This window comes from Streptomyces sp. G-G2 (assembly GCF_030063135.1).
In the GTDB taxonomy this organism is placed as follows: Bacteria; Actinomycetota; Actinomycetes; order Streptomycetales; family Streptomycetaceae; genus Streptomyces.
In genome coordinates, this window is the sequence record NZ_JASISO010000015.1 from 37928 (window position 1) to 57696 (window position 19769).

The following is a 19769-nucleotide window of genomic DNA, read 5'->3' on the forward strand; positions in this document are numbered from 1 at the left end:
GGATGCCCGATCCCGGGCTCTCCCCCTCGCGACCGAGCCTGGCCGACCCGCCCCCGGACCCGACTCCGGGACGGATCCTGCGCGGCCCCAGCGGCCTGGGTACGGCAGGGCTCTTCCCGGCCCGGCGCGCGGAGCCACCCGCGGCCGCGGAGCCGACCGGGCCCGCGGAACCAGCGGTGGCGGGCAATCCGGTCCCGGGCCTCTACTACCACCCGGTGGCGGAGCCCGACCCCGTACGGGTGGCGGAGATCAGCCGCCGGATCAAGCTGTGGGCGATGGAGGAGGTCGAGCTCTACCCCCCGGACCTGGAGGACCAGTTCGACGGCTTCTCCGTGGGCCGCTACATGGTCGGCTGCCATCCGGACGCTCCCACCATCGACCACCTCATGGTCGCCGCCCGGCTGATGGCGGCCGAGAACGCCGTCGACGACTACTACTGCGAGGACCACGGCGGCTCCCCCGTCGGTCTCGGCGGCCGCCTGATGCTGGCGCACACCGCTCTCGATCCGCTGCACACGACAGCGGAGTACGAGCCCCAGTGGGCGCGCTCGCTCCAGTCCGACGCACCGCGGCGCGCCTATCGCTCGGCGATGGAGTACTTCGTCCGGGAGGCCAGCCCGTCCCAGACCGACCGGTTCCGGCACGACATGGCCCGACTGCACCTTGGCTATCTCGCCGAGGCCGCCTGGACCGAGACCGAGTACGTCCCGGAGGTGTGGGAGTACCTGGCGATGCGGCAGTTCAACAACTTCCGCCCCTGTCCCACCATCACGGACACCGTGGGCGGCTACGAACTGCCCGCTGACCTGCACGCCCAGCCCGCCATGCAACGGGTCATCGCGCTCGCCGGGAACGCCACCACCATCGTCAACGACCTGTACTCCTACACCAAGGAACTCAAGGCTCCCGGGCTGCACTTGAACCTGCCGGTGGTCATCGCCGATCGCGAGGACCGCCCCGTCCGGGACGCCTACCTGAAGGCGGTCGAGGTCCACAACGACCTCATGCACGCCTTCGAGGCCGCGGCCGCCGAACTGGCCGCCACCCTGCCCGTGCCGAGCGTGCTGCGCTTCCTGCGGGGCGTGGCCGCGTGGGTCGACGGCAACCACTACTGGCACATGACCAACACCTACCGCTACAGCCTGCCCGATTTCTGGTAAGAACGGACTCATCTGTGACCAACACCGAGCTCACCATGGCCCCCGCCTCCGCGTTCGTCCCCGGCCCCGCGACGCCCTACCAAGGTGACATCGCGCGTTACTGGGACCACGAGGCCCGGCCGGTGAACTTGCGTCTCGGCGACGTCGACGGTCTCTATCACCACCACTACGGGATCGGTGAGGTCGACCACACAGCCCTCGGGAACACCGCCGACAGCGCGTACGAGAAGAGGCTGATCTCCGAGCTGCACCGCCTGGAGTCGGCGCAGGCCGAGGTCCTCCTCGACCACTTGGGAACCATCGGCCGGGACGACACGCTCGTGGACGCGGGCTGCGGCCGCGGCGGCTCGTCGGTCATGGCCCACCAGCGGTTCGGGTGCAAGGTCGAGGGCGTCACCCTGTCCGCCAAGCAGGCCGAGTTCGCGAACCAGCGCGCCCATGAACTCGGCATCGGGGACTCCGTCCGCGCCCGGGTCTGCAACATGCTGGACACGCCGTTCGAGACGGGGCAGGCGGCGGGCTCGTGGAACAACGAGTCCAGCATGTACGTCGACCTGCACGACCTCTTCGCGGAGCACGCGCGCATCCTGCGCGTCGGTGGCCGCTACGTGACCATCACCGGCTGCTGGAACCCCCGTTACGGCCAGCCCTCGAAGTGGGTCTCGCAGATCAACGCACACTTCGAGTGCAACATCCACTCCCGCCGGGAGTACATGCGCGCCATGGCCGACAACCGGCTGGTCCCGCAGGCCGTCATCGACCTGACCCCGGACACCCTGCCCTACTGGGAGCTGCGTGCCACGTCGTCCCTGGTCACGGGTATCGAGGAGGCGTTCATCAACTCCTACCGGGACGGCTCGTTCCAGTACCTCCTGATCGCGGCCGACCGCGTCTGATCCCGGCGGACGTCCGCTCCCGGCGACGACCTGACAGGGCGTGCGGTGGGCTGTTGCCCGGACGCTACGACGCGGCGCGGGCCGTCGGCCGCCCCGGGGTGGGGTGGCCGACGGCCCGCGCGTGGTGACGGGGGCGCAGGACGGTCAGAGAACGGTGTAGGTGTGCTGGACGGTCTTTCCGTTGACCAGGACCTCGCAGGCCTTCAGGGCCACGGTGGTGGGGTCCTTCACGGTGAAGTTCAGGGCGAAGGTGCCGTCGAGGCCGATGATGCGCGTGACGTACGAGTCGGAGGTCTGCGAGCCGTCGGCGCGGCGGCCGGTGACCGAGACGGTGGCGACCGGGGCGAAGCCCTGGCCGGAGACCTGGACGACGGTGCCGACCCGGCCGGACTCGGGTGAGAGGGCGAAGGCGGCGGCGGGCGGCGGAGTGGCACCGCCGACGCTGAAGGCGGCGACCGCGATCCGGGGATTGACCAGGACCTCCTTGACCTGGATGGCCGCGGTGGCCGGGTCCTGGACCGTAAAGGTCTGGGAGAAGGCTCCGTCGATGCCGACCACCTTGGTCCTGGTGGTGTCCGAGGTGCCCGAGCCGTTCGCCTTCAGTCCGGTGATGGCGACGGTGGCGACCGGGGCGAAGCCCTGGCCGACGACGGTCACCTTGGTGCCCGCCGGACCGGTGGAGGTGCTGAGGACGATGAAGTACTTGGCCACGGTGACGGCGGCGGTCTGGGAGACCCCGCCCGCCTGGACCTTGAGCAGGTAGGTGCCCTGCGGGGTGGCGGAGGCGGGCGTGACGGTTCCGGTGAGGGTGCCGGCGGCCGTGACCGTCAGGGCGGTCGAGGCGATCCGGCCGGGGTCGCAGGCGCTGCCGTCGGCCGCGCAGAGCGAGGCGGAGGCCGTGGCTCCGGCGGGCCAGCCGGTGCCGGAGACGGTGAGGGCGCCGCCGGGCTTCACCTTGCCGGTGCCGGTGGAGAGGGTGGCCGCGGCCTCGGTGACGGTGAAGGGCCGGGTGAGGGTGGTGGCGGGGTCGCCGCCCTCGTCGGTCTGGACCGCGGCGATGGTCGGGTCGCTAATGGTGAACTCGGCGGAGAACGTCCCTTCCGGGGTGGTCTTCACGTAGACGGCGGTGTCGTCCAGGGTGAGCCCGTCGGCGTTGAGGCCGACGATGTTGATCCACTGGTCCTGACGGTAGTTGGTCCCGGAGACCGTGGTGACGCTGCCCACGGGGCCCTGGGCGTTGGAGAGGGCGAACGCGCGGGGTCCGGTGGGCGCGAAGGCCTTGACGGTCAGGGGCGCCGTGGCCTCCTTCGTGCCGTCGTTGACCTTCACCAGGTAGGTACCGTCGGGGACCGCTCCGGCGGGAGCGAGGGTCGCCGTACCCGTCAGCTGCTTGGCCGCGTTGACCGCCAGGGCGCTGGAGGCGAACTTGGTCGGGTCGCAGCCGCCGCCGGTGCTGTCGCACAGCGAGGGGACCGGGGTCCCGCCCGGGGTCCACAGCTCACCGCTCAGCGCGACCGGGGTGCTGGGGCGGACCGGCGCGGTGGGGGCGGTGAGGGTCGCCGGGACGCCCGCGGTGCCCTGCGCGATGACGGTGCCGATGCTGGCGCCGTTGGCCGTGACGTCACAGGGGGTCTGGTAGGTGGATCCGAGCACCTTGGTCTGGGTGAGGGTGCGGAGCGGGGTGAAGGAGACCGGGCCGCTCGCGGTGACCGGGATGAGGAAGTCCCCCTCGTACGGGGGGATCAGTATGGGCGTGTTGGCGGGCACGTTCATGGTGATCTCGGGGCCGCGCACGGTGACCGTTCCGGTGGCCCCGCCCGACATCGCGAGGTCGAGGGCCGGGGTGGTCGGCACGTTCGACAGCGAGATACCGCTGGTGGCGGGTGAGCCGCCGAGGGTGACCTTGGCGTGGACGCTTCCGCCGGGGTCCACGACGGAGGGGCTCAGCTCGACGGTCATGGTCTGGGGGCCCGTCGCCTCACCCTGGCCCGCGGGCAAGGTGCAGTGCACGGTGGGATTGATCGTCCCCGCCGCGCCCGCCGCGCCCGCCTGGGCGGCCGGGGCGCCGGCCAGCCCGAGTCCGGTGAGGGCGAGGGCGAGCACGGCCGGCCCTGACATCAATCGGTGTGTCATCAGTCCTCGTCGCGAAAACACTTGACTCCCATTCTTGCCGAAGATCCGGAATGGTATTTTCTTGATTTATGGCAGGGGACATTGAGAGGGCTGGAGGGAAACAAGTCAATAGCATGGGAAAAACGATCTGACGTGCCGTCAGCTAAAATAATCTTGATAAACATCCGGCCGGTCACCACCCGAAGGCGGAACCGGCCGGACATCGGTGTGATCGCTCCGTTACGAGAGCGACAGGGTGAGCACCGCCGTGTAGCTTCCGGGCTGCGCCGTTCCGGGGAGCTGCAGGGTCAGGGCCGCGTCGGCGTCGAAGTTCCCGCCGATGGAGGCACGGGACCCGTCCGTCGCCACCGAGCACAACGCGGCGGGCGCGGTGCCCAGGCGTGCGGGCGAGCCCGCCACCGGGGTCGCGGAGCTGCCCGCCTGGGCCGCGCAGGCGGGCGCCCAGCTCACCATGCCCGCCGGGAGGGAGGCCCCGGCGGCGGTGGTGAAGTCGCTCATCGTCCCGGTGAGCGACCAGCCCGTGTTGATCCCGCGGGCGTCGTGGACGGTGACCTTGTTGAGCGCGCCGTTCAGCGTGTGCGGGGAGCCGTCGAGGCTCACCGAACCGAAGTCGACGGAGTCACCGGCCTGGGACATGGTCAGCGGGCCGGGCAGGACGGACAGGTTCATCTTCTGGCTGCCGCCGACCCCGCCCCCGCCCGTGGTGACGGTGAAGGGCTGCGTCCTGACCGTGGCCGGGTCGCCGCCCTCGTCCGCCTGGACCGAGGCCAGCGTGGGGTCGCTGACCGTGAACTCGGTGGAGAAGGCCCCGTCCGAGCCGCTCTTGGGGTAGACGGCGGTGTCGTCGAGGGTCACTCCGTCGGAGTTCAGGCCGACGACGTTGATCCACTGGTCCGGCCGGTAGTTCGCGCCGGACACGGTGATGACGGTGCCGACCGGCCCGCTGGAGGCGGAGAGGGTGAGCTTGCGCTCCCCCGCCGCCACCGCCCTGACCGTGAGCGGCGCCGTGGCCTCCTTGGCGCCGTCGTTGACCTTGACCAGGTAGTCCCCGTCGGGTACCTGGGTCGCCGGGGCGAGGGTCGCCGTACCCGACAGGCCACCGGAGGAGTCGATGACCAGGGCGCTGGCGGCGAACTTGGCCGTGTCGCAGCCGGCGCCGCCGGTGTCGCACAGGGACGGCTGCGCCGTACCGCCGACGGTCCAGCCGGAGCCGGTGAGCGTGACGGCGGTGTTCGGGCGAACCGGGTCGGAGGGCGCGCCGAGCACGGCGGGCGGGCCGCCGCTGCCCTGGACGTCCACCGTGCCGACGGAGGCGCCTCCGGCGGTGACCACGCACGGGGTCTCGTACGCCCCGCCGAAGACCTTGGTACGGGTCAGGGTGCGCAGGGGGGTGAACGCGACGGGGCCCGTCGCGGTCAGGGGGACCAGGAAGTCCCCCTCGTAGGGCGGGATCACGATGTGTTCGCCCGCGATGATGTCCACCGGGATCTCCGGCCCGGTGACGGTGGCGGTACCGCTGGCGCCGCCGGACATCGCGAGGTCGATGCTGGGTGTGGTGGGCACCTGGGTGATGGAGACGGCGCTGGTCGCGGGGCTCGGGCCGAGGGTGACCTTGGCGTGCACCTTGCCGCCGGGCGCCACGGTGGCCGGGGTGAGTTCCACGGTCATCTGCTGGGCGCCGGTCGCCTCGCCCTGACCGGCCGGCAGGACGCAGTGCACGGTCGGCGTGATCGTGCCCGCCGGGCCAGTCCCGGACGCCGGGAGCGCCTGCGCCGCCGCGCCGCAGCCCAGTACCAGGAGCATCGCACCCGCTCCCACCAGTGGGCGGTGCGGTAAGCGTCTACGTTGTCGAAACACCTGACTCCTTGTCCTGGCCGCGGGGAAGCCTCCGCTCCGGTGCCACCGGCACCGAGGTGCGCGGCGGCGCGGAGGACCGGACCGGTGATCCATTTATGGAATGATTCAGAACATTGAGAAGGCGGGCAGTAAAGAAGTCAATAGCGGCAATATCCGGGGCAGTCGGGAGTCGCTTGATTTTCTTCCGGTGCGAGAGTTTCCGGTGCACGTCTGTTGACTGTTTCCGCGAGCGTGGTTTCACTACAACTCGACGTCCCGTGCCGGGCGCCACACGCCCCGGTACGAGGACACCCCATCAGCGCACGGGTGTTTACCGCCCGGCACTTCTCGGCGGGCCCACGGCCCCCGATTTTCCGGTTCGTGGCTCGCGGGACACGCTCACGCCCGGCCACGGATCCGCACGCGGCTACGTCCTGCGCATCACCACTCGGAAGGAGCACCACCGGTATGAGACGCTCACGACTCCTCGGGCTGGCCGTCCTGGCCACCTCCGGCGCGCTCACGGCGACCTTCGCCGTGTCCTCGTCGGCCTTCGCCGTGGCCCCGGCCACGGCGACCGCCACCTACAACTGCGGTACCTGGGGCACCGGGCTCGGCACCGTCACCGCGACCGACTCGGGCGGGGTGAAGAAGATCAAGCTCACCTCCACCGCCATCACGATGCCCGCCGGGACCAGCGCCGACCCGAACAGCATCACCACCACCCTGAAGACGAAGAAGAACGACGGCACCGAGGTCGACTTCTCCGGCAAGGTCAACCCGGCCATGACCGGCGGCAACCCGATCACCCTGGGCGCCGTCCCGCTGAGCAGCGGCGCCCTGGCCGCCGGCAACACCACGAACTCGTGGGTGCTGACCGGTACTCCCAGTTCCACCAACTGGTCCCTGAGGATCGTGACGTCCTCGCCCACCGTCGCGACGGTGTACTGCATCGCCACGACCAACCAGTCCTCGGTCTTCACCTGGTAACCGCCCCTCCGAACCCCCGGACGGCGGCGGTCCGCCGCCCGGGGCCCCGGCCCGGTCCGGGCGGGGTGTCGTGTTGGTTCCCGGCGCAACGGGGCAGGTGTTCGGGTATGCCCCTAGCAATTGCCCCAGTACGTCACTTCATCGTTCGCCACCGGGAACCGGTGGTGGTGCAGGCCGTCCGGTCCACCGGCGCCGCCGTCGTCTCGTACGTCGTCGCGCTGAGACTCAGCAGCGAGCCCGCTCCGCTGACGGCGCCCCTGACCGCACTGCTGGTCGTACAGGTCACGCTCTACTCCACGCTCACCACGGGTATCCGCCGGGTGAACTCGGTCGTCGCGGGCGTACTGGTCGCGATCGGTTTCAGCGTGGTGGTGGGGCTGACCTGGTGGAGCCTCGGCCTGGTCATCCTGGCCTCGCTCGTCGTCGGCCGGATCGTGAAGGCGGGCGAGTTCGTTCCCGAGGTCGCGATCAGCGCGATGCTGGTGCTCGGGGTGACCCAGGTGACGGACACCGCGTGGGACCGCGTCCTGGAGACACTGATCGGCGCGGCGGTCGGCCTGCTGTGCAACGTCCTGTTCGCGCCCCCGGTGTGGGTCGAGCCCGCGAGCCAGGCGATCACCGGCCTCGCCGGGCGCATGCACGGCCTGCTGACGCACCTGGGCGGTGAACTGACGGGTCAGGCCCGGGTGACCGAAGCCACTGCCCGGCTGCACGAGGCGCGCCGTCTCGACAATGACGTCGCCGAGGTCGACGCCGCGCTGCGGCAGGCGGAGGACAGCCTGCGGCTGAACCCGAGGGTGCGCGAGGGACTCCTCTTCCGGCTGGTGCTGCGCACGGGGCTGGACACGCTGGAGATCTGCGCGGTGGTCCTGCGCGTGACCTGCCGCACCCTGGCGGACCTGGCCGACCTCGCCTCGACCGGGACGCGCGGGACGCTCCTGCCGCCCCCGATCACCGAGGCCCTGCGGGAGCTGTACGCGCACACGGCCGTCGCCGTGGTGAGTTTCGCCCGGCTGATCACCGCGCAGGTCAGCGCCAACGCCGAGGAGGCCGAGCGCGTGCTGACGGAGGAGCTGGCGACCGCCCGGCTCAGCCGGGACCGGCTGGCCGCGTTGCTGGTGGAGTACGTACGCGAGCATCCCGAGCAGTGGCACCTGCTCGGGGCGCTGCTCGCCGAGGTGGACCGGGTGCTCGACGAACTCGGCGTGGACAAACGCTCCCAGCGGCTCATGGAGGAACTCGACCGGCACGGGCGGACGCGGCGCGAACGCTACGGGCCGCTGCGCCGCCTGAGCGGGCGGGTCCGCGCCCTGCGGCCCGGCTCCGGCTCCGGCCAGGAGGAGCGCTGACACGTCGGCGCTACGCCCGTCGCCCGACCGGGTCGGGCCGCGCGGCCGGGGCCATCAGGGCCAGGTCGGCCGCAAGGGAGTCCAACCAGGCCATCGCCGCGAAGAACCCTGGCGGCGCGGGCGCGGGTCCGGGCCGGTCGGGGGCGGGGACGAGGACGGGGACGCCGAGCCCGGCGTCCGACGCGGCGGCGTACGGGGCGGCGGCGCGGTCCGCCGCGAGGCGCAGGCCGTCGGCCACCCGGTCCCCGTACTCCCAGACCAGCGCCTCCTCGGCCGCGCCGGGCCAGGGACCGGCCCGGGCTCCGAGGACGCGCCGGCTGCCCCAGAGCACGTGGTGACCGGTCATCAGGGCGGCCTGCCAGTCGTGGGCCGGCGCGGCCGGGCGCTCCCGCTCGGCCTGGTACTGGGCGTACGCGCTCTCGGCCATGGTCAGCGCGTGCCGCACCCGCCGGTCAGCGTCTCCGGGGACGGCCGTCCCCACGGCGGACGTGGCCGCCCGGACCTCGTCAGCGGCGGCGCGCAGCAACGCGGCGACGGCGCGGCCCAGTTCGTCGTGGGCCCCGCGCGGCCAGGCCAGCAGTCCACAGGCGATGCCGATCAGGCTGCCGATCAGCACGTCCAGCAGGCGAACCTCTGCCAACTGCCATGTAACCCAGGCCAGTTGGGCGAAGACCATCGACACGATCAGGGTGAACAGGGCCTGCGCCCAGCCCACTCCACGCACCGGCCCGACCGTGAAGGCGATCAGCATCAGCGGCGGCAGCACGACCTCGTACACGGTGCTCGCCTCCCCCGCCAGCGCGAGGGCCACGCCCGCGGCGAGCGCGCCGAGGCAGGTGCCGGTCAGCGCCAGGCGGACGGTCGCCCTGGTCTGGACGGCGGTGGTGCCGGTCAGGCTGAGGACCGCGAGCATCGCCCAGAATCCGTGCGGGAGCGAGAGCAGTCCGGCGACGGCCCGGGCGGCGGCGAGGGCCAGGCCGAGCCGGACGGCGTTCTGGAAGTGCACGGACCGGGGTCCCGTGTGCCCGGCGAGCCGGTGCCACCAGAGCCGGGGCGTGCTCTGGTGGACGTACCAGAACCGGTCGGGGGCATCGCCGTCCAGGGGCCGCGGCGCGTCCCCGTACGGCGATCTCGGCGGCGCCGCGCAGGACCAGGGCGGCGTCGGCGACCTCGACCAGCGCGGCGTACCGCAGTCCCGTCCCGGGCTCCACGACGGGAGCGCGGGCGAGGGAGTTCCGCAGGCCTCGCAGGGTGCCGGAGCCGCTCGCGGACGGCTGCCCGTCCCGCAGCAGGGCGGCGGTCCCGTCGGCCGATTCCCCTACGGCCCGTACGAGCGCCAGCCCGGCCGGCCGGGCCCCCGGGCCGGGGGCGGGCGCGGGCAGGTGCTGGAGCCGGGCCAGCAGGGTGCGGGCCGCCAGCCCGGTGTGGGCCAGGGCGCGCTCCCGGAGTCCGGGCCCGGCGGGCCGCTCCGCCTCCGGGACCTGGGAGGACCGCAGGGCCTGGACGGCCGCCGAGGCGCTCCGCGCCCGGGCGTCGGTGAGGAGGTGGGGCGGCTCCGCCCGGGCGGCGGCGCAGCGGGCCGCTTCGGTGGCGGCGGCCGCGGCGCGGTCGCGGTAGGACGCGACGGGCGGGTCGGGCAGCACGTACGTCTCGGCGAGGACGAGCAGCAGGATCCCGGCGACGGTGCCGGTCAGGCGCTGGTCGAGGGTGTGCGGGGCGTACGGCGGGAAGCTGGGCAGGATGTAGAGCAGCTGGAGCCCGGGGGCGGCTCCCGCTGGGCGGGGTCCGGCCGCCGCACCGAAGGCCAGGCAGAAGCCGATGACCAGCATGCCGAGCACGGCGGTCAAGGTCCGTACGGCGAGCAGGCTGCCCACGACCACCAGCAGGCAGGCGGCGGGGAGGACCCGGACGAGGACCGCGGCCCGCTGGCGTCCGGTGCCGGGGATCCGGGACAGCCCGGCCAGGGCCACGGCGGCGAAGAGCGCGTAGGTGGCGGCGGCGGGCTGGTGGAACCCGTGCAGGAACAGGTAGAAGCCGGTGCAGGCCGCGAGGGTGACCCGGACGGCCCGTCGTGCGGCGGCCGGCCCGGGGCCGGTGCCCGTTCGGAGTTCCACGAGGCCGCGCACCCTCCCAGGGTCCCACCGCGGCCCCGGTGCGACACATCGAGCCGGGCCCGCTGTCAGAGACCGCCCGGGCCGGGGCCCTCGTAGAGGGCGGGCCGCTGTCGGTGCGGCTGAGCCGGAGCCCGCAGCCGCGCCCGTGCCGGTGCCGGTGCCCGAGAAGGTCCGGAAGCTGATCCCGGTCGCTGCCACGCGGTGGCGGGCCAGCAGGGCGAGTCGCGTGTGGGAGGCGTCGTCCAGGACCAGGCCCGGGGGCAGCGCGGGCCGTCGTGCGCCCTCGGTGGTCGCCGCGGACAGGAGCCGTCGTACGCGCCGGGAGGCCCGGTCGAAGCGCGGCGGGGTGGCGAGCGCGGCCGCGGCGCCGAGGGCCAGCAGGGTGGCGAAGACCCCGGCCGCGAGCGGCGAGTGGGTCGGGACGAGAACGAGGGCGCCCAGGACGCCCGTGATCCGCATGACGGCGATGTGCACGTTCAGCGGGAGTTCGCACCTGCTGCGGGTGACCATCCCGGCGGCCCGCAGGTCCCGGTCCACGGCGCTCACGACGTCCGTCCGCCGCACGTGGGCGAGCAGGTCCCCGGTGGTGTGGACGGCGCCGGGTGCCAGGTCGGCCAGTACGGCCGCCCGGACCGCGTCCGGGCTCCGCGGACCGGGGGCGATCCGCAGCCATTCGCCTGTCACGCGGTGCAGGGCGGTGATGGCGGGGTGCTCGGCCCGGAGGCGGAACCCCAGCCGGAAGACGCACGAGGCGGTCATCACCGCCTCCTGGTGAACGGGCCGGGCTCGATGGTCGCCCGCGCCCGGCCCGTTCGACAACGGGCCGTATGCCAACGACGCTTCTGGCAAGGCGCCGTACGGGAAGCCGTCGTACGGCGAGGCCCCGTACGGCAAGGCCCCGTAGGGCAGGGCCCCGTGCCGCCGCGGCCCCCTACGACGGCAGTGAACGGGGTTCGAGCACCCAGTGGTTGGCGTGCAGGACCCGGTCCGCGAACGTCACGTCCTGCTCGTGGAGCAGCCGGAAGCCCAGCGACCGGCAGATCCCGTTCGAGGGGGCGTTCGATGCCGCCGGGAAGGCGTGCACCGGCCCCCATCGGCCGTCGCTCCGGGCGAGTTCCAGCACGGCGCGGACCGCTCCTTTGCCCAGCCCGCGCCCCTGGAACTCCGGCAGGACCATCCAGCCGATCTCGGTGATCCGCTCACCGTCCTCCTCGTGGGACCAGAGGGCGACGGTTCCCGCCGACACCGCCGCGTCCCCCTCGTCCTCGTCGAGGACGATCATCTTGATCCACTGAGTGCCCGACGCCGCGTTCCGCACATCGCGGCGGACCTTCTCCGGCATGTCCTCGGGAAGCAGCGGGCCCCCGAGGTCGGCCATCATGACCGGGTCGCACCGCATCCGTACGTACGCGTCGACATCGCTGAGCCGCACATCACGCAGTCTCATCCCTGTTCCCCGCTCCTATCGCCTGTTGCTCGCTGCCTGTTGCTCGCTGCCCCTTGCTGACCGTGTGGCCCGTCCCGCTCGTTGCCGATCGCGTCCCGGGCCTGCAGGGCGGCTCTCAGCAGGGCTTCGTCGAGCGCCATCTCGCCGTCGTGCGTGGAGTCGTTGACGGGGATGCGCGTGCTCCGGTCGATCAGCGCGGTCACCGCGGGGAGGGCGGGCAGCGCGCGTGGTCCCATCCGGGCCAGGCCCTCCAGGTAGTACGCGCCGATCCCGTAGTCGGTCAGGTACGGGGTGATGAGGGCGAGCAGGCGCGGGAGGGCGGCCGGGCCCGCGTGGCGCAGCCACAGGGGGGCGCACACGGCCTGCATGCGGGAGGGTCGCTTGAAGGTGAGGTTGTAGAGCTGCGCCGCCTGCCGGAAGGTCAGCGGGCCTTCGTCGAGCAGGGGGCCGAACAGTTCGGGCGCCCGCGCGAGCCGGTCGACGCCCACGGGCCGGGCGTCCAGGACCGCGGCGGCGGACGTGGCGTCGTAGGCGGGGCCCGGTAGGCCGCCCGGAGGGCGCCCGGATATCGGGTACGGGGTGAAGCCGGGCAGCGCCGTGAAGGCGGCGCCGTGTACGCGCAGGGCCTCCGCCGAGATCGACGCGGTCCGCAGGGCCTTGGCCACGGCCGGGCCGAGGGTCCCCGCACCGTGGCGGAGGAGCGCGGGCACCAGCTCGACCGGGGCCGAGCGCCAGGCGTGGCACGCCGTGCGGGCGAGCGCGGCGCCGAGGTCACGGGTGGCGGGCGCGGCGAGCAGGACCTTGGCGAGGTCGTACGTGTGCTGCTCCCGCTCTCGCGTGTACAGCGCCCACCCCCATCGCGCGCCGAGTCCCGGCAGTTGGAGCGCGGCCCGCTCGGCGTCGGCGAGCAGTGCGGCGTCGAGGGCGGGCCACTGCGCGGGAGGGGCGGTGCGCAGCGCTTCGAGGTGGGCGAGGAAGCGGACGGCCCCGAGGGGATCGTCGCCCAGCCCGGCGACGACGGCGCCGCCGAGGGCGTCGGCGGTGGCGGTCCGGACCACGGGGTCGGTGGACCCTGTCAGCTCCCTGAGGGCGAGGTCGCGGCGCCCGGCCTGGACCAGGAGCCCTGCGGCCAGGCGTCGTACGCCTTCGTCCGGGTCGGTGAGGCGGGCGAGCGCGGCGTCGGCCGCGCGGGGCCAGGCGGCGCCGTGGGCGAGGCTCAGGAGGAGGTCCAGGGCCCGGTGGCGCACGTGGGGGTCGGCGGAGCGGGTCAGCCGGAGCAGCCGGGCAGCCGCGGGGCCCGCGCGGTCGGCGCGCACCGCGTCCAGGACCGCGATGCGGACGGGGTGGCCGGGTGTGGTGGCGGTACCGGTGACGACGGCCTCGTCCAGCCACCTCATGGTGCGGGGCGGTGGCCGCCCGTCCGTGCGCGGGATGGGGTCATGTCAGGGATCATGCCACGGTCAGGAGATTCCGTACCACTGGCTGGCCCAGCCGGTGTTGATGGTGCTGGTCGACTGCTCGGCGAGGTTCACGGTGGGCGGCAGCGCGCTCTGGCCGGTCAGGAGTGTGCTGTAGCGGAGGTTCGGCGGGGTCAGGCCCGCGTTCACCGAGATCCCGGCGCCCGTGGACTTGAGGGTGAGGACGTTGGTGGCCCAGGTGCCGTTGAGGAGGAGGGCCACGAAGTAGGTGCCGGGAGCGGCGGTGAACGGCTTGGTCAGGGGCAGCGGTTTGGCCGTCGCGTCGGTCATCAGCTGGGGCGAGATGTCCTCGGTGGAGGCGCGCAGGGTGCCGTGGGCGTCGTAGACCCCGAGGTAGCAGTGGGAGAGCTGGGCGTTGGGGTCCACGCCCGCGAGGCCCAGCCAGAGCTGGGACCAGGTGAGGGGTTCGCGCAGTACGACGCGTACGAGGGTGATCCGGCCGCCGACCCCGGCGACGGACTGTGCGGTCACGTGACCCGCGTCGTTGGGGTCGCCGGTCCAGGCCAGGAGGTTCTGGTCCTGGGGCCGGGGGCCGTCGTACCCGTGGGCGCCGCCCGGCGCGGGCGTGGAGGGTGCGGGCGGGGCGGACGCCACGGCGCCGCTCGCCCGTTCGCGGGGGCTCCCACCGGACGCGGTGCACCCGGCCAGCACGAACAGCGCCGCGAGTACGGCGCCGATGGCGAGGGTGGTCGGGGCGTGGGTGGTACGGGTACGCATGGTCCCCCCATGAGGTACGGGTGTGCCAAAGGGGCCATGGTCACACGGAGGGGTACGGTCCCCGCGCGGAGCCCCGCGGTGGGTGGCGGCGTCGCCCGGCCCCGGAGAACGGCGTGGTGGTGGAGCCACCGTGCGGTGCGGTGTCGCCGTGCGGTGCGGTGTCGTCGTACGGTGCGGTCCCGTGCCTGCGGTCTCTCCGGTGTATCAAGCCGTGGCGGATCCCGCCGGGAGGTACGGGTGGGACAAAGTCGCGCCAACCACGCCCCACGTGACGACTGCCGGTGACATCTCTGGCCCGGGGTGCGGCCCATGGCGAGCATCACCCGAGCTGACCGGCCGTGGCGCGGTGCGGCGGCCCGGGCGCCGCTGACCCGCCGGGGCGCGACGCGGCGGGACAAGGACGCACCAACCCCGTCGGACGGTACGCCGGCCGGGCGACGCGGTGCCAGGATTCCTCCCGGGTCAGGACGCCGGCCGGGTGCCGCGACACCAACCCGGCTGCCGCAGACGGGACTTCACGTCCCGTCGCGCACGCACGAGAACACCGACGCGACACGAACACGAACACGAAGGACTACGGCATGTGTGAACTGGTCTGCGAGGGGCGCGGCCACGCGGCGCTCGGCAACGCGGTGATCGTCTCCGTCTCTACCCTCTCGGCCGCGGTGCTCTGCGCCACTGGAACGCCCACGGCCGAGGCGCTGCTGCTGATCGCCGGGGCCGGGGCGACCGGCGCCGTGTCGGCGCGGCTGAGCACGGGGCGGGCGGTGCGCGAGGTGGTCCGGCGCCTGCTCAACTCCCCCGGCTGAGGGGGGCGTCCGGTGGGACGGCCGCAGAAGCCGGTGCCGCGGCCGACGCTGCCCTCGGGGCTGCTCGCCGCCGGGCTGCGGGACGCGCGCGCCGCGGCGGGGCTCACCTACGTCGAGCTGGCCGCGCGGGCCGGCTACAGCCGCTCGACGTTGCAACGGGCCGCCTCCGGGATCGGGGCGCCGCCGCGATCGGTGGTGGAGGCCTACGCGAGCGGCTGCGGGGTCGACCCCGCCCCGCTGCTGGCGCTGCGGGAGAAGGCGCGGGTGGAGCGGGAGACGGGCAAGCGGGGCACGGCGCTGCGTGTCCCGGGGGTGCGGCACATCATGAACGAGGCCGAGCTGGGCGCCGCCCTGTACAAGCTGCACGTGGAGTCCGGCATGCCGACGTACCGGGACATCGAGGCCCGCACCACGCGGGTCCAGGGCATCGTGCGCGTCAGCAAGACGGCCGCCCAGCTGCTCATCACCCGCCGCAGGATCCCCAGTTCCCCGGAGCAGCTCAAGGCCCTGCTCTTCGTCTACGGGGTGCGCCCGGCCGCTCAGCGGCACTGGCTGGCCGCCTGGAGCCGGGTCGAGCGGGGGCTCGACGCCAACCGGGCCAGTGTCCGTGACGAGGAGGCGACGGCGCGTGCCCGGCGGGACCGGCTCGCCCGTCTGATCACCGCCACGTTCGAGGAACGGACCCTGGCCGACCACGGCCTCTACCAGGACCGGGCCCTGCACACCCGGTCCGCGCGGCGGGGCCTGTCGGACCCCTCTGCCACACTGCCGATCATGAACGACGGGGCACGGGGGGCACGCGACGGCTGAAGGTGATGACACATGCGGGAGACCGGGCGGATCGCGCTCGCGGCCGCGTACCGGCTGGCGGCACCGCCGCTGACCGGCGTGCTGATGGAGCGGTTGCCCGAGGAGACGGCCGATCTGCCGCGTCACGGCCACGGACTGCCGAACCGGCTGACGGACGCGGTCATCGCCCGCGGTGACCACACCACGCTCAAGGCACTCGCGGGCAACGACGGCCACGGGCCGCACCTGCGCGCGGCCCAGGTGCGGCTGGCGCGGCTCGGCGATCCGGACATCGGGCGGGTGCTGTACAAGGCGGGGTCGTGGGACGGCGCGGACGAGGTGCGCGCCGCCGTGCTGGCCGCCGCCGATCAGGATGATCCGGGCTGGCGCGCGGAGGGCGGCCTGGTGAACGAGGTGCTCGCGGCCTCCCGCCGCCGTCCGGCGGTGCTGAAACCCCCGCTCGGGACGCCCTTCTTCCCTGAGCTGGTCGCGGTCGCCCTCTTCCACCTTCCTCACCGCGACGGACCGCAATCACGTCCCCGCCGTGCCCCGTTGGCGCCAGCCGTTCCGCGCGGCGTCGGCCCTGGTCCGCGAACACCTCGGCGACGATCCCGGGGCATGGGCGCGACGGCGCTGCGGCTGCTCCCGGAGTTCACCGGCCCGCTCCCCGCACTCCTCGCCTCGGCGTCCGGCGGTCGGCGGTCGGCGGTCGGCGGTCGGCGGTCGGCGGTGACATTTGTCAGCGTTCGCGGTGACATACCGCACTGACCGGAGGCCGGTTGGGCTTCGAGACTGGTTCCATGACCACACAGCGGTACGGAGACCACGGCACCGACGGCCCGGAGGACCGCGGGCTTTCGCGGCGGAGGCTGATGACCGGGGGCGGCGCCCTCGCGGTGGCCCTCACCGTCTCGGGCACCGCCCCGGCCGCCGCCTCCACGTCCGCGTACACCTCCACGTCCGCTTACGCCACCGCCGCCGCGCGCACTCCGGCGCCGCCGCTCCCGCCCCAGCGGCTCGTCCTGCCCGTGCCGACCGGCCGGTACCCGCTCGGCGCGGTCAGCCTGCGGCTGGCCGACCGGTCGCGGCGCGAACCGTGGGTACCGTCCGAACCGGTACGGGAGTTCATGGTCCAGATCTGGTATCCGGCCGACCGGCCCGCGGCCGGGCCCCGGGCGCCCTGGATGACAGCGGGGGCGGCCCGGCACTTCCAGAGCTCGGGACTGCTGCCCGCCGGAAGCTTCCTCCTCCCGGCCACTCACGCCCGGGAGGGCGCGCCCGCGCGGACGGCCGACGGGCGCAGGCCGGTGATCCTCTACTCGCACGGCCACGGCCAGCACCGGAACTCCAGCCTGACCCTCGTCGAGGACCTGGCCTCGCACGGCTACGTGGTCGTCACCCTCGACCACACGCATGACGCCGGGCAGGTGGAGTTCCCCGACGGCCGGGTCAAGACGTACGCCATGCCCGAGCTGACGCCGGCCAACGAGCAACGCGTCATCGGCAAGGCCGTCGACGTACGCGTGGCCGACGTCCGGTGCACCCTCGCGACGCTCGGCGAGGCGGTCCGCCGGGGCGGCGCGCCCGGGCTGCCCGCCGGGCTGGCGCACGTCCTGGACCTGCGGCGCACGGCCGCGTTCGGCCACTCCCTGGGCGGGGCCACCGCGGCGGCGGCGATGTACGCGGGGCTGCCGGTCGTGGCCGGGGCGGACCTCGACGGGACCCTGTTCGGCGAGGTCGTCACCCGCGGCCTGGACAAGCCGTTCATGCTGTTCGGGGCGGACACCGAGGACGACACGTCCTGGCAGTCCGCCTGGCCGCACCTGCGCGGCTGGCGCCGCTCCCTACGGCTCACCGGCTCCCGGCACTTCTCCTTCACCGACTACGAGCCGCTGCTCCCGCAGGCCGCCGCCCGGCTCGGTGCGACCCCGGAGCAACTCGCCGACTTCATCGGGCCCTTGGGCTGGCAGCGGTCCCTCACCGTGCAGCGCGATGTCCTGCTCGCCTTCTTCGGCCTGCACCTCCACGGCCGGGCCGCGCCCCTCCTCGACGGTCCTGCTCCGCGCTACCCGGAGATCCTCTTCCCGCACGGGCGCGCCTACGGACCGGTGGAGGGGTAGCTGGAGGGGTAGTTTGAGGGCGACGTGCCGGGGGCGTCGTAGACGGGCGGGTTCCAGGTGGAGCCGGTCGGGGCGGGGTCCGGCGCGAAGGGGCCCGCCCGGTTGGCCATGAGGAGCATCACCACCCCGACGACGAGCACGGTGACCACGGTCAGGGCGAGCCCGATGGGGTTGCTGAGGTTGTAGGTGTAGTGGCTGGTTCCCCACTTGCTCCGTTTGAAGACCGGTTCGTCGTCGTAGTTCATGCCTCGCTCCTCCCCCTTCCTTGCGGTGCTCAGGACCCAACGGTCAGGCGGACGGCGGCGATGCGGTCGGCCCGATCGAGGTCGATCTCCGCCGCTCGCCCGCTCGGCAGGTCCGCCGTGATCCGGTCGCCGCTCTCCCGCCAGGACATGCCGTGGTGGTCGAGGAAGCCCGTGACCACGCGGCGGCCCGACCGTCCGATCAGGCTCGCGCCGGTCACCAGGGTCCGCGGCAGGGCGATCGGATCGAAGGCGGCGCCGGGCACCCGCGGGTCGTCCGGCAGGAAGTAGACCCGGGTGCCCGGGCCCGCGGGGAGGCCGAGGTATCCGGGGGCCTCAGCCACACCCATCCCGGCGAAGGCCAGGGTCTCGGCCGCCCGGTGGGGGTCGGCGAAGCCGGAGAGGTCGACCACTTCCTCGCTCAGCTCGGCGATCCCGTGGATCCTGCCGTAGCGTGCGACCGCCCCGCTGAGAGCCACCACCTCGGTGCCGCGCAGCCCCGGGTTGGCCCAGCCCCACATCCAGGACCGCTCGTCCGTGTCGTAGGTCCCCAGCACCCCGATCCGCAGCCGCAGCCCGCCCTGCTCGTACACGCAGGACGGCAGATCCGCCGTCCACGGCTGCCCGCCGTCGGGGAGGAACGCGGTCAGGGCCTCGAGCTGGGCCGCCCCCCAGGCCGCGTGGCGCTCGGCCTCGAAGAGGAACGCGTCGCTGAATTGACTCACCATGCTCCCGACCCTACGAGGCCGTCCCACCCCGGCCGTTCCCGGGGGGCCGGCCACGGGAAGGGGACGTACGTACCGCCGCCGACCCCGACCCCGGCTCCGGCTCCGACCCCGGCTCCGGCTCCGGCTCCGGGTGAAATCGTGCCCGGGCCGTCGGACCCGCGCCGTCGGGCCCGTGGGGCCTCAGACGCCGACCGGCGGGGCGGCTTCCGGAGCGCTGAGCGGGCCCTGCGGCAAGTAGCCGGACCTGATCTCCAGCTCCCACCCGTGCGCCTGGACCGCGAGCGCGGCCAGCGCGATCACCTGGAACGGCCGCAGCCGCGGACGGCCGCGTCGGACGCGTCGGACGCCGTGCTCTCGCTCTCGCGGTACTCCTCCAGGCGTTCGGCCAGGGCCCGTTCGAAGGCGCCCCGGTCGTCGTCGAGGAGGACGCGGAGCAGCCGCTGATCCGCCGTCAACGCACCGAGGTCGTCCAGTTGTCGCGCCGCCCCGGCGCGCTCCTCGGCGTCCGGCGTGCACACGGTCACCGGGGGCCGGTCCCGGGGCAGGTGTCCGCTCGCCTCGGTCAGGTACGCGCACAGGGCGTCCATCTCGGCGAGTTCCCCCGGCTCCGAGAGCGAGTCCAGCCGCGAGTACGGCACGCCGTCGTACAGGGCGGGCGCGAAGTCGTGCCGCATCACCAGGCCGATCGCCAGCTCGTCCTCGTGGAGCATTCCGCTGACCAGACACAGCGCGAACGCGTCCAGCCAGGTCCGCGCGAGCTGCGGGTCCTCCAGCGTGCGCGCGGCCACGTGGTCGGCGAGCTCGTCGCCCATCGCCTTCAGGTGTTCCAGGGACAGGCGGGCGTAGCGCAGGTCGTGCCAGCGGCCGAAGGCCCGGCTGTCGATTCCGTCGAGCGCCCGGGCGATCAGCTCTTCGCCGACCGGGTGGCGCGCCAATTCCCGCACGTCGCTGTCCTTCGTTG

At 73.6% G+C, this 19769-nt stretch carries 18 protein-coding genes; 9 read left to right on the plus strand and 9 right to left on the minus strand.

Features of this window, described 5'->3' with window-relative positions; genetic code table 11:
* Positions 1 to 2: 2 nt before the first annotated feature.
* Both QMF80_RS14440 and QMF80_RS14445 read left to right on the plus strand, forming a co-directional pair.
* A complete protein-coding gene (locus tag QMF80_RS14440) occupies positions 3 to 1160 on the plus strand; it encodes a family 2 encapsulin nanocompartment cargo protein terpene cyclase (RefSeq protein WP_502962846.1) in 1158 nt (385 codons plus the stop codon).
* 14 nt (positions 1161 to 1174) lie between these two features.
* Positions 1175 to 2056, plus strand: coding sequence for a geranyl diphosphate 2-C-methyltransferase (locus tag QMF80_RS14445; protein ID WP_283453171.1), 882 nt, complete (start codon positions 1175 to 1177; stop codon positions 2054 to 2056).
* A gap of 144 nt (positions 2057 to 2200) precedes the next feature.
* On the opposite strand, the gene QMF80_RS14450 is transcribed toward QMF80_RS14445, so the two are convergent.
* A complete protein-coding gene (locus tag QMF80_RS14450; RefSeq protein ID WP_283453173.1) occupies positions 2201 to 4174 on the minus strand; it encodes a hypothetical protein in 1974 nt (657 codons plus the stop codon).
* 234 nt (positions 4175 to 4408) lie between these two features.
* Positions 4409 to 5992, minus strand: coding sequence for a WxL domain-containing protein (locus QMF80_RS14455; protein WP_283453175.1), 1584 nt, complete (start codon positions 5990 to 5992; stop codon positions 4409 to 4411).
* Positions 5993 to 6493: 501 nt separating this feature from the next.
* Here QMF80_RS14455 and QMF80_RS14460 point away from each other — a divergent pair.
* The gene (locus tag QMF80_RS14460; protein WP_283453177.1) at positions 6494 to 7015 is read left to right on the plus strand and encodes a hypothetical protein; all 522 of its coding nucleotides are present in this window, start codon (positions 6494 to 6496) and stop codon (positions 7013 to 7015) included.
* Positions 7016 to 7122: 107 nt separating this feature from the next.
* Entirely contained in the window at positions 7123 to 8364 is a 1242-nt protein-coding gene (locus tag QMF80_RS14465) for an FUSC family protein (protein WP_283453178.1), read from the plus strand.
* Between the two features lie 10 nt (positions 8365 to 8374).
* On the opposite strand, the gene QMF80_RS14470 is transcribed toward QMF80_RS14465, so the two are convergent.
* Positions 8375 to 9370 carry an FUSC family protein gene (locus tag QMF80_RS14470; protein WP_283453180.1) on the minus strand — a complete coding sequence of 332 codons (996 nt, stop codon included), beginning with the start codon at positions 9368 to 9370 and terminating at the stop codon, positions 8375 to 8377.
* A gap of 49 nt (positions 9371 to 9419) precedes the next feature.
* On the opposite strand from QMF80_RS14470, the gene QMF80_RS14475 reads away from it, so the two are divergent.
* Positions 9420 to 10574 (plus strand): hypothetical protein, encoded by a 1155-nt coding sequence (locus QMF80_RS14475; protein ID WP_283453183.1) that lies wholly within the window; start codon positions 9420 to 9422, stop codon positions 10572 to 10574.
* Positions 10575 to 11409: 835 nt separating this feature from the next.
* Here QMF80_RS14475 and QMF80_RS14480 read toward each other — a convergent pair.
* From QMF80_RS14480 to QMF80_RS14490, 3 genes are all read right to left on the minus strand, one after another.
* Positions 11410 to 11925, minus strand: coding sequence for a GNAT family N-acetyltransferase (locus QMF80_RS14480; protein ID WP_283453184.1), 516 nt, complete (start codon positions 11923 to 11925; stop codon positions 11410 to 11412).
* The gene (locus QMF80_RS14485; RefSeq protein WP_283453186.1) at positions 11922 to 13322 is read right to left on the minus strand and encodes an amino acid adenylation domain-containing protein; all 1401 of its coding nucleotides are present in this window, start codon (positions 13320 to 13322) and stop codon (positions 11922 to 11924) included. Before QMF80_RS14485 ends, QMF80_RS14480 begins: the two co-directional genes overlap by 4 nt.
* Before the next feature lie 63 nt (positions 13323 to 13385).
* Positions 13386 to 14120, minus strand: a complete 735-nt coding sequence (locus QMF80_RS14490) for a hypothetical protein (protein WP_283453188.1) — start codon at positions 14118 to 14120, stop codon at positions 13386 to 13388.
* A 581-nt stretch (positions 14121 to 14701) separates the two neighbouring features.
* On the opposite strand from QMF80_RS14490, the gene QMF80_RS14495 reads away from it, so the two are divergent.
* The 4 genes from QMF80_RS14495 to QMF80_RS14510 are packed head-to-tail and all read left to right on the plus strand — an operon-like array spanning position 14702 to position 17838.
* A complete protein-coding gene (locus QMF80_RS14495; protein ID WP_283453190.1) occupies positions 14702 to 14929 on the plus strand; it encodes a hypothetical protein in 228 nt (75 codons plus the stop codon).
* Between the two features lie 12 nt (positions 14930 to 14941).
* Complete coding sequence (locus tag QMF80_RS14500) at positions 14942 to 15739, plus strand: helix-turn-helix domain-containing protein (RefSeq protein ID WP_283453191.1); 798 nt, start codon at positions 14942 to 14944, stop codon at positions 15737 to 15739.
* A gap of 12 nt (positions 15740 to 15751) precedes the next feature.
* Positions 15752 to 16486: a hypothetical protein gene (locus QMF80_RS14505; RefSeq protein ID WP_283453193.1), complete on the plus strand. Its 735-nt coding sequence runs from the start codon at positions 15752 to 15754 to the stop codon at positions 16484 to 16486.
* 32 nt (positions 16487 to 16518) lie between these two features.
* Positions 16519 to 17838, plus strand: a complete 1320-nt coding sequence (locus QMF80_RS14510; protein ID WP_283453194.1) for an alpha/beta hydrolase — start codon at positions 16519 to 16521, stop codon at positions 17836 to 17838.
* Here the strand turns inward: QMF80_RS14510 and QMF80_RS14515 are convergent.
* The 3 genes from QMF80_RS14515 to QMF80_RS14525 form a co-directional block, all read right to left on the minus strand.
* Positions 17817 to 18083: a hypothetical protein gene (locus QMF80_RS14515; protein ID WP_283453195.1), complete on the minus strand. Its 267-nt coding sequence runs from the start codon at positions 18081 to 18083 to the stop codon at positions 17817 to 17819. The two genes, QMF80_RS14510 and QMF80_RS14515, sit on opposite strands and share 22 nt — an antisense overlap.
* Positions 18084 to 18112: 29 nt before the next feature.
* Positions 18113 to 18808, minus strand: coding sequence for a DUF6882 domain-containing protein (locus QMF80_RS14520; RefSeq protein ID WP_283453196.1), 696 nt, complete (start codon positions 18806 to 18808; stop codon positions 18113 to 18115).
* Between the two features lie 296 nt (positions 18809 to 19104).
* Positions 19105 to 19752, minus strand: a complete 648-nt coding sequence (locus QMF80_RS14525) for an Imm49 family immunity protein (protein WP_283453197.1) — start codon at positions 19750 to 19752, stop codon at positions 19105 to 19107.
* Positions 19753 to 19769: the final 17 nt, after the last annotated feature.

Bases quoted from the DNA above. Each gene is read 5' to 3' on its own strand.
- QMF80_RS14490 (WP_283453188.1), bottom strand. From the start codon at position 14,120: ATGCGTACCCGTACCACCCACGCCCCGACCACCCTCGCCATCGGCGCC.
- QMF80_RS14460 (WP_283453177.1), top strand. From the start codon at position 6,494: ATGAGACGCTCACGACTCCTCGGGCTGGCCGTCCTGGCCACCTCCGGC.
- QMF80_RS14495 (WP_283453190.1), top strand. From the start codon at position 14,702: ATGTGTGAACTGGTCTGCGAGGGGCGCGGCCACGCGGCGCTCGGCAAC.
- QMF80_RS14505 (WP_283453193.1), top strand. From the start codon at position 15,752: ATGCGGGAGACCGGGCGGATCGCGCTCGCGGCCGCGTACCGGCTGGCG.
- QMF80_RS14455 (WP_283453175.1), bottom strand. From the start codon at position 5,992: ATGCTCCTGGTACTGGGCTGCGGCGCGGCGGCGCAGGCGCTCCCGGCG.
- QMF80_RS14480 (WP_283453184.1), bottom strand. From the start codon at position 11,925: ATGAGACTGCGTGATGTGCGGCTCAGCGATGTCGACGCGTACGTACGG.
- QMF80_RS14465 (WP_283453178.1), top strand. From the start codon at position 7,123: ATGCCCCTAGCAATTGCCCCAGTACGTCACTTCATCGTTCGCCACCGG.
- QMF80_RS14440 (WP_502962846.1), top strand. From the start codon at position 3: ATGCCCGATCCCGGGCTCTCCCCCTCGCGACCGAGCCTGGCCGACCCG.
- QMF80_RS14450 (WP_283453173.1), bottom strand. From the start codon at position 4,174: ATGTCAGGGCCGGCCGTGCTCGCCCTCGCCCTCACCGGACTCGGGCTG.
- QMF80_RS14485 (WP_283453186.1), bottom strand. From the start codon at position 13,322: ATGAGGTGGCTGGACGAGGCCGTCGTCACCGGTACCGCCACCACACCC.
- QMF80_RS14515 (WP_283453195.1), bottom strand. From the start codon at position 18,083: ATGAACTACGACGACGAACCGGTCTTCAAACGGAGCAAGTGGGGAACC.
- QMF80_RS14520 (WP_283453196.1), bottom strand. From the start codon at position 18,808: ATGGTGAGTCAATTCAGCGACGCGTTCCTCTTCGAGGCCGAGCGCCAC.
- QMF80_RS14510 (WP_283453194.1), top strand. From the start codon at position 16,519: ATGACCACACAGCGGTACGGAGACCACGGCACCGACGGCCCGGAGGAC.